A 14,094-nucleotide genomic window follows, 5' to 3' on the forward strand; every position below is an offset into this window, starting at 1 on the left:
CCCCACTTGAATGTATCTACTGCGCCCACCGAATCAATAACAACGCAGTATGTCGCACTAAATCCAGCGTTATACAACCCACCAGCAGTCAAATCATTCAATGTGCCAGTGAATACCGGTAACGCCAGCTGAGTTTTGTAAAGCGACAGTGGATATGTTGATCCGTTCTGACCGTTACCATTGATCATGGTCACGACAGTCGCCCCACCTGGCTGCAAATTATAAAAATTTTCAGGGGTCAGAAAATACTCAGATCCGCGTACCGTGTTCTTGATTGCTGTTGTCGCACTAAAATTTTTTACTTGCGTTTGAATACCGCTGCCATCACCAACGTCTGTCATTGACAGTACGGTGTTTAAAGCATTTGCTGTGATCAAGTTCTGCGTCATCGTCGCATTGCCGGTCATCACAGTATTGTCAAGCTGAGTATTTTGCGCATAGTTCACGCGAATACCCGATGTCGCCGTACCAGGCTGCATCGTCACTTGGTTGCTTTTAATAATTGCGTTTGTAATCGGATTTGCAGCACTGCCGTTCAAATCTAGCAGTGCGCCGTTACTTTCTAAGGCGCATCCACTCTGAGGCTCCAATTCATTGTTGATAATGACGGGATGCATCGCGTAGTCGATTTTGATGCTTCCGTTACACGATACAATAGTGTTGTTCGCGATGACATTGGTATTCGCGCCGATAACAGAGTTCATGTAGATGCCAGGTCCCGCTCCTGTAATCAGGTTGTGAGAAAGCACATTGTTATCACCCGCACGGTTTAGAGAGATCCCACCATTGATAAAGTTGTATTGAATATTTCCGTCGAACACGCCATTTAGATATGGCAGTGGAAAAACAACGTTAATTCCCAATCCGCCAAAATTATCAAACTTATTGTGTTCGATCTTGAAATAATCAATGATGTTTGACCCTTCATATGTCGATGTAGCGTCAAGCGTTAGCGTATTCGTTGCTCCTGGTGCGCTCGCATTTTTTATGTAGCAACTATGAATCTTCTGACCATTACTCGGACCCGCTACGCGAATAATATTTGCTGGCCACGACGCATCATTGGTCACGGTAATCGGCGCATCCCAGCCCGAACACTCTATATTTTTAACGCAAGCCTGAATTAAAACCAATTCGTTTGAACTATTTGCTTGCGAAGTCTTGGCGTTAAATCCGTTTTTGCCGATAAACAGGGTGCCACCGCACGGAGTAGCGTTGATGGCGGCTTGCAATCCCTGAGACGCATATTTGTCAGCATTAACATAAACACTGCCGCCAGATGCCTCAGACAATGGAGTCGCTAAAGTAGCGGTACCCAGCACGTTAATATTCCCCATCGGGATGGCAGAACTTGAAAATGACTGTGCAAAACTCACATTTGTCGCGATTAAAAATAGCGCCGTCACAAGAGCGATGATTTTTTTCATAATGGATAAACTCCCTCGGCATTTTGCCAAATTGGTGGATTTAACTGTCTTGCGTAAACTACATAGCCTAGTTGCAAATCAAGGCATGGTTGACCGATGTATGTTGGCAAGGGGCGCTGAGCTGTTGATTGACAACTTGCGTTTGCTGCCAGCGACTGATTTACCGCATTCACCGCGTTGCTATAAACCTGTTCAAATGCGGCGTTTAGCTGCTCTGCAAATAAAATCGATCCAGGCTGAAATGTGATGATCGACATATTTCCTCCCAATAAAAAACGCCACGGACAATATCCATGGCACTTCATTGTTATTCGTGATTTCTTTGGTAAATCACGTCATATTTTGTTACTTTATTTGCTTTCGAAGATCTACAATTTGGTCATCGATCTGCTTTAATTTTTCCGCGCCAATTCCAAGTAGCGCCTCCCTCAAAGCTCGATGACTTCCTAATTCAAGCGCCTTTATTTGCGCAATAACCTTTGCGTTATCACGATCTTTGATTTGCGCATCTGTCATTGGCTTGGGATCAATCAATATTGGCTTGCCCGTCTCTTCGTGGCCAATTGTCTTACCCGATGCCTGACCAGCAAGTAAAGATTGGTGTTCCTCATCCGTGATTTCAACCGCGTCTTCTGGAATAACTTTACCGTGAACATCAGAGTCGAAAAATCCGCGCGCAGATTTTGAATAAAATTTCATGAGATCCTCATTAGTTGCCAAAAGCTAAAACAAAAACATTACTAATTGCACTAGGGTCGTTCGTGCTATAGATGGTGCAACCAGAATTTGTAAATGCAGAGACGGTAACTGGACCATTGTCTCCAGTAAGCCCAAGCGCACCAATAATCGTTAATTGAATATTGAAACAATTATTTGGGAACGATATTGGAAAAGTAACCGCGGATGTGGCACCGGATGCGGATGGTCCCACTGCTTGACACAATTGCACAATAAACCCATTCAAGCTCATGTACCCATTTGTGGCAAGCGATCCACTAAACAGCGAAGCAATGAGGCTTTTGACAAATGCCGTTGTTGCAATCGCAGTGTTATTTGAATTTAGCGCAGGAGTTGGTGCGGTTGGATTATTAATAAAATTTGGGCTATTTAGTGGAGCAAGTCCTGCGATTAAGGACTGAACCACTGCATTAGAAATGATGAACGGAGCATTCGCTGCAAGTGCAATGTTTGAAGATGTAATACTCGCTTGACCGTTGGTAACTGTCACTACAAACAGCCCGGTATATCCGGAGTCTGCAGTTGGTGTAACCTGACTCCCTGTCGCAGCAGCAAGCCCAGCCTTAGCTTGATAGGATACGACTCCTTTCCTGATAGTGTTCTGCGCAACACCAGAGTTTGAAGGTCCGGCATATGCTTGTGATGGGTTGCTTGCGTTGTAGTACGGCAGTACTGATTGATTTGTGTCGGAATCGGAGTACTGAACTTGGATAAGATAATTAATACTAAAACCCGAAGTTGATGGAGCTGGACATGCGAGAGTAACAGCGTCCATGAGAATGCCTTGCTTTAGAATTTGGTGAGTCGCATCCGATGGCAATGAACTATAGGGCGTGCTATCAATAGGAGCAAGACTATATATTTCGCCTGGTGTGAGTTGCACTGACATATTTGCTGGTGTCATCGGCACGCAGGTGAAGCCGTTAACTGTGGTGGACGTTCCAAGCAACGCTGCAGCAAGCTTTGCTAATCCAATCATTGAAAACTTATTCGTATTGAGTAAATCTGTTTCCAGAGGGATAGCGCCTGGGTAGACAATTTGACGGTCCAATTTAATGCTCCAAAATAAAAAAGCCACCTTGTAGAGTGGCCTGTATTGATTTTAAAAACGAAATTACTGAAGTACCGAGCTACCTGATAAAAAATTTACACTCAACAATGTCGGCACAGTATTTTGAGCAGGGTTGGGCAGAATCTGGGCCCATATCACCGTTCCTTCACATTTTGCACTGTCCAATGCTTGATAAATTTGAGCATCAGTGACCGGTGTTTGCAGCATTTTTACGTCCGCATACTCCGTCGCACTCGCCACTCCATACGCAGCAGCGGGAGTCCCATAACCACCTACAAAAGGAATTCCTGATGTAATAGGTCTATATGCCGTTACAAATGCCTGATAAGGCAATGATAAAGATCCATAGCCGCCACTGAGACTGTAGCCGATACTATTTGACCCGTAAGCTCCGGTATCGGCTGGGCGGGATGGCTCAAAGATTAGCGGCGCTCGTCCTGTCAGGTTAGTTAATATCTGCGACACGCCTTTTCTGGTGCCGCGCTCCTGGAACATGTTGATCTGAATGTTGCTCAGGAACTGCGCGTCAGATTGTCCCGGCTGCCGTTGAAGCGACAAACCGAAGAAATCCAATGCAATCAGATCCAGAAAGCTACCCGTTGCCGTCTTAATACGCGTCTGCTGCTTTGCAAAACAGTACCACTGATGCACATAAGCGAGACAATAAGCGAGTCCGTTAAATAGCGCATTCAGTGTTGGCGAGCTATCCGCAAACCAACGCGGCATCACTGAAAGAAGCCGCGAAAGCATATCTTTTTGGTCGCCTCGTGCCATTAGTTCACCGTTACCGTTCCAGCCTTAATGCTTTGCTGTTGAGTTGCTACCAAGTCGGAATTAGCACCGTTGATCAGGGCGCCAGTCACGTTCGTAATGCCCGGCGATACAGAATAAACAATCGACGCCAAACGAGTGATCGACAAACTATTGCCAAGGCCTAGTGAGTTAATCGCATTGGCAATCGCCGCCTGCGCCTGACCGCACAGAACTGAGTGGTTATATCCAGCAGCAGTCGCGATCGTTAGATTGACGTTTGCTGTCACGACCACGGGAGGAAATACCCCAAAAGACACTGTGAAGCCCCGCACCGCGTCGATTGCGTTAGAAATATTTGATAGCAATGTCGCACTCGGATAGCCTGTACCATCATCGACGCACACATAAAAATAACCTGGTTGATACTGGCCAGCGTAGTTGTAGTTCTCAGTTAGTACGTCACTTAAACCCGCCTGCACTGAAGAAACAGAATACTGAATCGCCCCTTTCGTCGCTTTGGAGAGCGAAGAAATATATGCGACGAACCGAATACGCATTGCTGAATCTGTTTCGGCTGCAAAGCCATTCGTGAACGCCGCCGCATTCGTTACGGTGTCGATGAATGGTATTGATTGACCTAGGGAGTTGATAGCCCCTGCAATCGCATTTGCGCCAGTGCCAGCCGTAACCGCCTGAACATTGATTGCCGCTGAGGCCGTGCCAGATGGAATCACATAAGCGTTTGTTGTCGCGTTGAACAGTGGGCTTGCTGTATTTGCCACCACACTATATTGCTGCGTACCGTCCGCCGTCTGAACGATCGTGCCAACCGGAATGGTTGCAGGCGACGTCGCTGTGTATCGAGCAAAAGTCGCCATGCCCGTTGCGTTTGTGGCCGCCAACCTGAAAAAATTGTAGTCAGCACACCAAGAATCAAGATCCGCACCGGTTGAGGTCGACGCCCTTGTCACCGTCAAAAGCTGAATGATCAAGCCTTGCAGCCACATGGCGACCGCTGATACTGCCTCGATGACCGCTAGTAAAATGCTGCCTACAGTCAGATCAACAAGCTGATTGCTTGAGCCTTGAACGTTTGCCGCGGCATTGCTTACCAATGTATTGAAATCTTTTGTATTTAGTGTCGTCATTTGGGCGCGGATACATTAAAACTAAAGGAAACAGGATCACCGGTGATTGCGTCAGCATATTGAATCTGAATGAACAAGCCGCCAGTGAACCCGCCGTTAATCGGGCTGACATTGATAATCGGCGCCGGATTCTTAGCAACGCATGACTCAAGAAGCATTTGCCCTCGGATCACCGCCGTGATTTTCGGAATATCCATCGTCTTACCGACATACGAAGGTAGTCCCGCCCCGTATTCAGGGTGAAAAATGTAATCGCCCGATGTTTGCGGCTTTCCGCTTGCATCGAAGGTCTGCGGGTTGGTGAGCAAGCGGCGCAAAACACGCTGCTGCCCTTTTACCGTTCCGCTTACCGACTGCAAATCCCCGATATTCGACGCAGATAAATCCGAGCCGATATAGTGGAACAGGTCAACTGGTTGATTTGTCATTATTGAGGTCCGAATGTGTTACTACCGCCGCGGACGACGCCTGAGTGAACGTGAGTGCTACCAATGTTCACCCCGTTATTTGTAATGCCACCCTCGTGATCCCAAGTGCCACTGCTGTTGATATTTGTTGCATTTATCGTCAGCGTTTTTGCCTTTAAAGTCGCATTACCAGCGCCATCAAGGGAGAGTGTTGCGCCACTTCCATCTGAAAATACACCGCCGCCAGCATTGAGAAGCTTGAAAACTGCACCCGACTTATGGACTAGCCAAAACTCGCCGGAGGGACAAGGAAGTGGTCGATTATTCACGTCATAAAATCGCCAGCCACCAGAACCGACGTTGCCGTTGTCCTCTTGGTAGGAAACCTCAATCGTGTCTCCAATGGATGGCGGGCAGAACATGCCCCAACCGTTGCCAATCCATGTAGACTTGAGCGGCATCCAACCGGTAGATACGCCATCCGGCTGGAGTGTCGCCTGAATCGAGTACGTTTGCGGATCGTAGCTAGTGATAACCGCCTGACGTGTCATCGCCCTATTCTTACCAACCTCTTCAGCTATCGACTTTTGCGCATTCAGTAAGCGTGCCATTGAGTTCAATATGCTTCCTCGCTTTCTGGTGTTGTGTTCTTGGCTCGTAAATTAATACGGTAGCCCTCATCAATGCTCATCGTGCGCACCACATGCTCTGGGTAGTAAACTTGGTCAAACGCGGTACCCGTCCCAGTGACCGTCACAGTCATTGAGCAATCAAGATCGCTGTTACCCGGCATGTAGCAAGTCATCTTCATTTGATGCTGAACGATATTCGCGTAAATCTTTTGCGCGCGGTCCAGTGCAGCTTGCCGGCTAAGTCCGGGGATGTTGTACTTGTACTGCAATACTTTTGATTCAGACTGCCCAGGCTTGATTCCCTTAGCTGGCGAAGGATAGTTCGCAACAAATGTCTTGCCAGACGCTTGATTCCAGCTTCTTACTTGCACTGTCACGCCGCCCGCAATCGTTAGATTTCGCGTGAAGTCCAGCGTAATAACATTTGATCGCGAATAAGCCAAATTACTATCAGGCTCTTCCCATTGAATCAGATAGTTGTCTGTGAACTGAGATTCGGGCTCAAAGTGCAGATCATTACCGTCAACGAAAACATCGAAACCCTCTTGATGCGCTAAGTAGGTCAGCATGTCCCATTCACTCTGCGCACTGTTGGTAAGGCTGTGTTCATTGTGATAGTACGAGCCGACCTGAGTGGATGTTTTCGATATGAATGTAGTCGTCAGGCCATGTTTTTGCGCCAAGAGCGAAGCGATCGCACTGGAAGTCTTTCCAAGATAATGATCGGTCGTCTTGGTGTCGATGAATTTGGCTGTGTAATCACGTCCAGTCAGCGTAATTTCACGCTGATACGGGTTGTAATCGATCTCGTCCGTCGCACCCAAAATCAGACTATCGTCAGCACTTGGCGAATAATCGTCAGTCAGGCAATCATCCGTCGCAAAAATCTCAACGTTGATCTGCGTCTGATTTGAGAACCAATTTGCATCGAAATCAGGCGGGAGATCAGATGTTGCGAACACTATACGAAACGTGTCAGCCGAACGGTACGCATTGTTTTCGACTTCCCAGCTTACCCACCCCTCTACAATCGAACCGTTTAACTTTACTGCCCCGCGTGGTCGCCTAGCATAGGGCGAGACAGGTAAAGTATTGACGTTAGACATTCAAAAGCCCGTTTGTATTGTTGGTTAAGGGTGGAATCACTACTGTCTGAACCCCCGAAATATTTGGATCTTTCAGGTTATTCGCCTGCATGATCGCCGTGTATCCCATCGGATCGCCGTACTGTGTAGCAGCAGTCGTGTATAAGTTGCCACCAGCCTGCGTCACTGTTTTTGTGCCACCGTTTAAAAGAGCAATGTTTCCCGCGATCCTGCCGAGTGATGCGATGATGCTTTGCAGGCGCGGGGATATCTGCACTGCGTTCATCAGCGTCATTAACTGCGCCGCCTGATTGCTAGCCGTTGAAAACGTCGACAACGCACCAACCACGGGATTGCTGCTGATCGTAGAACTAGCATTCCCGAGCATCAAATTTGCAGCTGATGTGACCGCTGTGATCTGCCCCAGAACTGCTTGCAGCGAGCTTTGCGGCGCACTTTTAAAAGACTTCACAGCAATAATCGAAGCATTAAGGGTCGCCATCATCGCCCCGAGCGAGACTGGATTTGCGAGGGCTGTTGAGTTGTAATAGCTCAAAGCCGCTTGATTTTGCGCGTCGATGTATTCCGCATCAGCGATGGCGTCAATCGCGTCCTGATTAATCAGCGCATCATAATCCGGCGTTGTCGTGCTTGTTACTGGATCCGTCTTATCTTCCAGCACTTCAAGCGTGATTGAGTAAGGCAATCTGTAAAACCGCTTGAAATTGCACTTAAACTCTTTGATCAGAACATTGAAGCTTAGGCGATCCCAAGTAAGCAAAAGCGGCTGCCCTGCCTTCCTGAGACCGTCCAAATACAAAGCTCGATCCATCGCAGTAATGCCAACGAAGAAGCCGGACCATTGAATGTCGTTCTGGGTCGCGCCCATTGCGTCGATGATCTTCTTACCGCCGACTAGCGTATGAGCAACGGTATGTTGAACGCCGCCAAATGGGATTTCCTCCGGCACTTCATACTGACCGAACTCAAACGAGCCAAGTGTAAGTGTCGTGTCTTTGAGCATTATTTTCCAAACGAAGGACTGAGTAAATTCATGTTCGAATCAAACTGTGAACCGCTGACAAGTGGTCTTGCTGCCTCGCGCCCTTGGTGCATTGAAACCAAGCTAGCCACTTTTCGACCGTCCATGTTCAATTGTGTGGATACTTGAATAGGCTGACCATGTGAGGGCTTTACGTAAGGAGAGCCGCTAGCCTTATTGTTTGCAGCTAAAGCTTCCTTTGCTTCACCAAAGCCAACCCACGATAAGAGAGTTGCAATTGTTTCGCCTAACCAGTTGCTAAATTTCGTGCCAGCAATAAATGTGTCGTTAAACCAAGTGCCTAATTGCCAGCCAAGAAAAGCAGCCGACGCAAGATTGGCGGCGGTTGTAATGAGGCCAAGCCCTCTCGCTCCTTCATAAAATTCGACTTTTGCAACCTTCGAGTTTGATTTCCATAAATCGATTCCTACCCCTATAGAATTAATTACGCCATTGAACGCTTTTAACGCGCCTATAGAAAGCAGTGCTTTTGACATTCCCCAGAGGCCATTTGTAACACCCTCTATAACCTTTGGATTTTCACTCGCAAATTGGTTGAGCGATTTAAACTTCTCAGCGAGATTATTAACGTTTGGAATAAGAATTGGTAACGCCGACTCCCCCAGATTTGTTAATGCAGTATCCCAATTTGAATGTAAATCTTGCATCTTTTTGAGGGGACTTTCGTCGTACGCCTTTTTACTGCCAGCGAGACCACTTGAATCTTCCGCCAAATGAAAATCCTTCAATATTCTTGGCAATTGCGTAGCAATTAAGCTCACCTCGTCGGCACCAAGTCGATTGCTGAGTGCCATTGAAAGTATCTCTGTTACCTTTGAATTTACTTTCTTTTCGTCGGTCACACCTTGTTTGTGCACGTAACTCACGATTTTTGGAAGCGCGGTTTCAGCAACCCACCCAACAAAATCCTCGCGCCCCTGCGCTGCCCCTATCAGGGAATTGCCGGTAACCTCATTTCTGTGCTTGAACGCACTTGCTCCGTGAATTTTTTCGAGCATTTTGTTGTTCTTCGCCTCATCAACAAGCCCAATTTCATGAAGCCAGAATCCCGCCTTTTCAGTTGACTTCCCATTAAATAAGTTTTGCTGGGCGGAGTTAAGTGCGGTGCCAGCTTTAGAGCCTCCCTGCTCCTGCATTAGAGCCCACATTTTCAAAATGCCAATGTCGCTCATTTGATTGCCCATTGCCCCCATTCGCGTAGTGAAGGCAAGCAAATCCTTTGGCGTTACCGCGCCGCCCGAGGCGTTCTGAATCCGCATCGCAGTATCGATTGCAGACCCCATCATCTCAATACTAGCAGTCCCGCCTCGACGCTCAGCGAATTTTGCGATCGCTTGAACGTCCTGTTCGCTAGCAAGCGCAGATTTGCCGTACATGCCTCGCGTTATTCTCGCCATATCGACAAATTGAGGCATAAACTGCTTTGCATGCTCTGCATCACCGAAGGCAGCGTGCAAATCACGAAACAAGTTGACAGATTCTATGGCATCGATACCTTTGTATTTGCCAGATAGTGCATCATTCCGAACTCCAGACAAAACATCAGAGTTTATTCCTCCGATATTCTTAATGCGGAGCAATGCTCGCTCAAATTCCAATGCTTTGTTTATTGGAGTTTTGAATAAAGACGCCAATCCAGCACCCAGCCCAGCTATCATTAATCCGCCAATAAGACTCGACTTTATTGAATCAATTCTCCTCTGAAATAAAACAGCCTCTTTATTTGTTGCCGCGAAATCCTGCGCAAGCTGTGCCAGACTTGGGCTGACATGATTTGTAAGACTAATTGCTACGCCAATTTTATACGCTTCAAACATAGGTGTCTTTTGCCTTATTATTAATAAATTTGGAGGATTTATGAAGAAAACCAACTCATACCGCCTGCAAGTGCTTTTGGCAAAGCTAACTCATCTTATTCAAGCGCCAAGACCAATATCTCAAAAAGAGGGACTCAAGGAAGGACCTGGTTTTTACCTAGATAGTTTTGGAAATTTCCTGACTAAATTGGCGACTGGATTTTTTATCCTACTTGCTGGACTAGTAATTATCATCATCTCGGGACTTTTTATTTCTCTGCTAATTTTTCTTTCAAGTCACTAAAAATCACCATCGATTGTTGGGATTTGCGAGAACGGCGCACCGTCAAGCATGGCTGTTGCGGTGTAGTTGCCTAGCAGCTTTACAATTCGATCCTCTTTTCTTAGCAAAGCTGGGCCAAGTACCGGACGAGGAGGAATGGTGTCCGTTCCCAATTCTTGATAGACCATAACATCTTCATTCGATCCAATAACCGCTTCAAGCGCCCTCGTTTCGTGACTGATTGAGTCGCGAAGCTTCCCATTCCTTAGAAGCGGATCGTCCTCAGAGTAGCCTTGGCGAACGCGATCATCTTTCGTGGAGTCCATCAACTCATCCCATCCTGCAAATGATCCGATTGCTTCTTGGTATGTGCCAATTTCTGATTTAGCTTTTCTCTCAACAGATTTTGCGGCGGCCTCGAGCGCTTTATGCTGCCCGATAGCTACGTCAACACTCATTTTTGCAAGGCGAGCTATAAAACCTTCAATAGTATAAGTGTTCATTTTTGCTCCACAAATGTCATCGTTCTGGTGTCAAATTGATTGCCGGCCATCTCTGAAAACATGATGCTCCAACCTTGGCGCGTCACATCATCCAGCTGGAAGGCTACGTCAAAGGGAATGCCATTCTTTACCAACCAAAGACACTCCCTGATCGCCGTAGCCTTTAAGAGTTTTTTAACTGATCAATCGATTCTTTTTCACTTTTACTACCAAAGTTACCACTTACGCCTTCCATTACAGCCTTAACGCCCTCATCATCGAGACGCTGAATCAGTGCTTCGATTTCTCCCTTTGATGACGGCGGAGCAACAATACTTCCGTCGATAGCGTGAACGTAGATCAATGGAAATACCATTGCCATGTATGTACTATTTGACGCGGAAGCCCCTAGCGCCTCGACCAATCTGTATTGAGCTAGAGTGCCTGCTTTTTTCAGCGTGATATTGCGACCTAGTCCATCGACTACGTTCACTTCTACTTTTGCAGCCTTAATAATTTGTTCGCTTGGTGCATTACTTGGGTTGATGTGAACCTTTACTCCGCCCACATTTATCTCTTGCTCTTGCATGACTTTTCCTTAATTTAAAAACCGCCCGAGGGCGGGATATGAATTGATGCGCGTCAGTGCTCAGCAAGCGCGCCGCATTTAGCTAACAACTTTCTTAGCATCTCGTTTTCTTCTAGAATCGCGAGCTGCTGTCCGAGCTTACGCGAACGACATGCGGCGGCGACATCATCAACGTCCATCATGTCAAACGGGGAGTTCTTTCTATCCCGTATCAGCGCAACTATTTCCATCGGCGTCCCAATCACCGCACGATCAGGGCACGGCACAGTTTGCGGAATGCCATTCGCGAAACTTAAAATCCAGCGCTTTCCTGAGAGATTTTCATTGAAATTCACCTCTGGTTGAGTGGGCTGCGCTGCAATTTCTGTTTTTGGGGAGTCGTCCACTAATTCCCATTCGGTAGCGTATCTGGTTAGCAACGAAACCGCCTCGGTAAATTCGCGCTGCGGAATCTTCCGGTAAGTCACGCCGAAATGAGATTTAAGCTTTGACCACCCTTTGATCATGAATGCCGCCTGCTTGTCTATAGGCAACTTCTCGCAAGCTTTCTTAAGTGCAAGGCGCAATTCTTCGGCTTGAGCAGCAGTCAGTACATCATCTGGATTTGCAACGTATGGCGTTCGCACTGCGATGCCGTTATTCCAGTAATCCCATAAAGCATCATCGCACTCGTTCTGGTATGCAATGACTTTCTCGCGGAGTTCCGGCTTTACTTTGTTGGGGCTTAATGTCATTAGCCAGCCATGAAGCTTCCGCAAAGGCATACATAACGTGGCTTGATTGCCACCTTTTGAAGGTGTCATGATTTCCATGACACCCCAACGAGGATTGGATTTAATTTTTACAATCTGAGCCTGCCAAGCTAGACCGATTGACTCTACCAAGTTGCGCATAGCAACATAAGGTTGATCGTTAAAATTAATTAAAACCAAGCTATCGCCGTGGAAGTTGAAACTTAATGGTGTTGTGGTAATATTCGTCATGATTCGACTTTCTTAATTGGTTGTTGATTCAAGAACCCCGACTCTGCCGCTAAGCTGTTCGGGGTTTTTTCTTTATTGCGCTGCATTTTGCTTTACTTCCATTGCCTTCAATCCCAATCGAACCAGCTGAACTAGTTGACTGTTCAAACTTCGGTCATTCTCACGTGCAAGTTTTTGCACATCACTTCTTATCTCCGGTGGCATCCGAAGCGGATAAGCCATTTGCTGATTCTTTGCCTCCATTTTTACTCCTCTACAGAATTACTACATCTCAATATTAGAGTCTATTTGAGTCTGAGTCAATAAGACTCTTTGAATCTTTTTGACTCGCGCTACATAATTGACAACATGGAAGATAAAACTAAGCAATCAACGCCCTACCCATTGCGCATGTCAGAAGATTTGCGTTCAAAGCTAGAGGATGAAGCAAATAAAATCGGACGATCATTGCATGCCGAGATCATTACTCGCCTAGAGAAAAGTTTCGATAAAAATGAAAATACTCCCGAAGAGAAAATCCATGAGTTTTTCAAAATCATCGATGATCTTATCGCTAAAAATCTAAAACTAAGCGAGCTTCTTGACGCAAAAATTCAAGATGTAGAGAAGGTAAATAAAAAACAAGGGCGCGTCTAAAGCGCAGTGTTTGACCGCTAAAAGGAGAAAAAATGCTTGAGATTGCCCTTGTTATTCTCGTTACATATTTGTCTTACACGATCTACGTCGCCCTGTATTTTGGTAGTAAAAAATTCCAAGCCGTAAAATCTAGCATCCGAAAGCACACTGATAATTGCAACGATCTGAACAGCCACATTGAGCATCTAAAATCGTCATATTCTGAAGTCGAGTCCTACGATTACGGCGAAAGTCGTTTGTCTGACGAGAGCAACTACCAAATGAAGCGAAAAAAATGGGCTGATGCAGCTAAAAGCAATCGGACTCACAATTGCTCGTTATCTGTTTGCAAAAATGCCCACGATCAGCCTTTCAAATATCTTTGCAAATATTTCAATATAAAAGTGAACGAAGAAACACTATCAACATTCGAAGAAGTGCTGAATAACTTCTCTGCTGCCGAGCAAGGTAAAAATTTATTGAAAAATGAGCGAGACGCAATCGTCTCAAGTATCAGCAAATCCATTCCATGGATAATAAGAAAATTCAATCACGAGAGAGTCATCCACGAATTAGGCTTTGATAGCATTGATTTGAGTGATTTATATTTCCCCATCTATACATTTCAATACGTGTCTGCTGGCGGCAATAGCTCATCAAGCTGCGAGATAAGATTGGACATTAATAATCTAGATAGATTTGTCACCTACCTCAACAACTTGGTGAAGTTCAAAAATAGTGTTGCTGGGCAACGCGCATTAATGACCTCAAGTCTTCGCGAGAAGATCAAGATCAGAGATCGATATACTTGTCAGATTTGCGATTTATCGACACGCGAAGAGAAAAATTTACTATTAGAAATTGATCACATCATCCCGCTTTCAAAAGGTGGCGTAACCTCAGAGGGCAATTTGCAAACATTGTGCTGGAAATGTAATCGCACCAAGGGAGCGAGAATGGTTTCCTACACAAGAAAGCCTGCTCAAGTCAATTATCAATGAGCCCACATACACCTGTGCGG

Annotated in this window: 18 protein-coding genes; 3 read left to right on the plus strand and 15 right to left on the minus strand. The window is 46.2% G+C overall.

Features of this window, described 5'->3' with window-relative positions; translation table 11 throughout:
• The 11 genes from ACO0K2_RS17675 to ACO0K2_RS17725 all read right to left on the minus strand — a co-directional run.
• Positions 1-1,427 (minus strand): hypothetical protein (locus ACO0K2_RS17675; protein ID WP_423021273.1); only part of this gene is annotated, 1,427 nt, incomplete at its 3' end.
• Positions 1,424-1,684, minus strand: coding sequence for a hypothetical protein (locus tag ACO0K2_RS17680; RefSeq protein WP_423021275.1), 261 nt, complete (start codon positions 1,682-1,684; stop codon positions 1,424-1,426). The genes ACO0K2_RS17680 and ACO0K2_RS17675, both read right to left, overlap by 4 nt.
• 88 nt (positions 1,685-1,772) lie before the next feature.
• Complete coding sequence (locus ACO0K2_RS17685; protein WP_423021277.1) at positions 1,773-2,126, minus strand: hypothetical protein; 354 nt, start codon at positions 2,124-2,126, stop codon at positions 1,773-1,775.
• 10 nt (positions 2,127-2,136) lie between these two features.
• Positions 2,137-3,216, minus strand: a complete 1,080-nt coding sequence (locus ACO0K2_RS17690) for a gp53-like domain-containing protein (protein ID WP_423021279.1) — start codon at positions 3,214-3,216, stop codon at positions 2,137-2,139.
• Between the two features lie 63 nt (positions 3,217-3,279).
• The gene (locus tag ACO0K2_RS17695; protein WP_423021281.1) at positions 3,280-4,011 is read right to left on the minus strand and encodes a hypothetical protein; all 732 of its coding nucleotides are present in this window, start codon (positions 4,009-4,011) and stop codon (positions 3,280-3,282) included.
• Positions 4,011-5,138, minus strand: coding sequence for a baseplate J/gp47 family protein (locus ACO0K2_RS17700; RefSeq protein WP_423021283.1), 1,128 nt, complete (start codon positions 5,136-5,138; stop codon positions 4,011-4,013). Before ACO0K2_RS17700 ends, ACO0K2_RS17695 begins: the two co-directional genes overlap by 1 nt.
• Positions 5,135-5,566: a phage tail protein gene (locus ACO0K2_RS17705; protein WP_423021285.1), complete on the minus strand. Its 432-nt coding sequence runs from the start codon at positions 5,564-5,566 to the stop codon at positions 5,135-5,137. The genes ACO0K2_RS17700 and ACO0K2_RS17705 overlap by 4 nt, the downstream gene beginning before the upstream one ends.
• On the minus strand, positions 5,566-6,165 hold the full coding sequence (locus tag ACO0K2_RS17710; protein ID WP_423021287.1) for a hypothetical protein: 600 nt from the start codon (positions 6,163-6,165) through the stop codon (positions 5,566-5,568). Before ACO0K2_RS17710 ends, ACO0K2_RS17705 begins: the two co-directional genes overlap by 1 nt.
• Positions 6,162-7,283 (minus strand): hypothetical protein, encoded by a 1,122-nt coding sequence (locus ACO0K2_RS17715; RefSeq protein WP_423021289.1) that lies wholly within the window; start codon positions 7,281-7,283, stop codon positions 6,162-6,164. Before ACO0K2_RS17715 ends, ACO0K2_RS17710 begins: the two co-directional genes overlap by 4 nt.
• The gene (locus ACO0K2_RS17720) at positions 7,276-8,286 is read right to left on the minus strand and encodes a LysM peptidoglycan-binding domain-containing protein (RefSeq protein WP_423021291.1); all 1,011 of its coding nucleotides are present in this window, start codon (positions 8,284-8,286) and stop codon (positions 7,276-7,278) included. Before ACO0K2_RS17720 ends, ACO0K2_RS17715 begins: the two co-directional genes overlap by 8 nt.
• Positions 8,286-10,142 (minus strand): hypothetical protein, encoded by a 1,857-nt coding sequence (locus ACO0K2_RS17725; protein WP_423021293.1) that lies wholly within the window; start codon positions 10,140-10,142, stop codon positions 8,286-8,288. The genes ACO0K2_RS17720 and ACO0K2_RS17725 overlap by 1 nt, the downstream gene beginning before the upstream one ends.
• Before the next feature lie 40 nt (positions 10,143-10,182).
• Between ACO0K2_RS17725 and ACO0K2_RS17730 the strand changes: the two genes are divergently transcribed.
• A complete protein-coding gene (locus ACO0K2_RS17730) occupies positions 10,183-10,425 on the plus strand; it encodes a hypothetical protein (protein ID WP_423021295.1) in 243 nt (80 codons plus the stop codon).
• Here ACO0K2_RS17730 and ACO0K2_RS17735 read toward each other — a convergent pair.
• The 4 genes from ACO0K2_RS17735 to ACO0K2_RS17750 all read right to left on the minus strand — a co-directional run bounded on the left by ACO0K2_RS17735 (position 10,422) and on the right by ACO0K2_RS17750 (position 12,701).
• Positions 10,422-10,907 (minus strand): hypothetical protein, encoded by a 486-nt coding sequence (locus ACO0K2_RS17735; protein WP_423021297.1) that lies wholly within the window; start codon positions 10,905-10,907, stop codon positions 10,422-10,424. The genes ACO0K2_RS17730 and ACO0K2_RS17735 overlap by 4 nt on opposite strands.
• A gap of 163 nt (positions 10,908-11,070) precedes the next feature.
• Positions 11,071-11,475, minus strand: coding sequence for a hypothetical protein (locus tag ACO0K2_RS17740; protein ID WP_423021299.1), 405 nt, complete (start codon positions 11,473-11,475; stop codon positions 11,071-11,073).
• Positions 11,476-11,528: 53 nt separating this feature from the next.
• Positions 11,529-12,458, minus strand: coding sequence for a phage antirepressor N-terminal domain-containing protein (locus ACO0K2_RS17745; protein ID WP_423021301.1), 930 nt, complete (start codon positions 12,456-12,458; stop codon positions 11,529-11,531).
• Between the two features lie 72 nt (positions 12,459-12,530).
• Positions 12,531-12,701, minus strand: a complete 171-nt coding sequence (locus ACO0K2_RS17750; RefSeq protein WP_423021303.1) for an Arc family DNA-binding protein — start codon at positions 12,699-12,701, stop codon at positions 12,531-12,533.
• 105 nt (positions 12,702-12,806) lie between these two features.
• On the opposite strand from ACO0K2_RS17750, the gene ACO0K2_RS17755 reads away from it, so the two are divergent.
• Positions 12,807-13,094, plus strand: a complete 288-nt coding sequence (locus tag ACO0K2_RS17755) for an Arc family DNA-binding protein (protein ID WP_423021305.1) — start codon at positions 12,807-12,809, stop codon at positions 13,092-13,094.
• Positions 13,095-13,126: 32 nt separating this feature from the next.
• Positions 13,127-14,074, plus strand: a complete 948-nt coding sequence (locus ACO0K2_RS17760) for an HNH endonuclease (RefSeq protein ID WP_423021307.1) — start codon at positions 13,127-13,129, stop codon at positions 14,072-14,074.
• Positions 14,075-14,094: the final 20 nt, after the last annotated feature.

The organism is Undibacterium sp. MH2W, assembly GCF_049340215.1.
Lineage (GTDB): Bacteria > Pseudomonadota > Gammaproteobacteria > Burkholderiales > Burkholderiaceae_D > Undibacterium.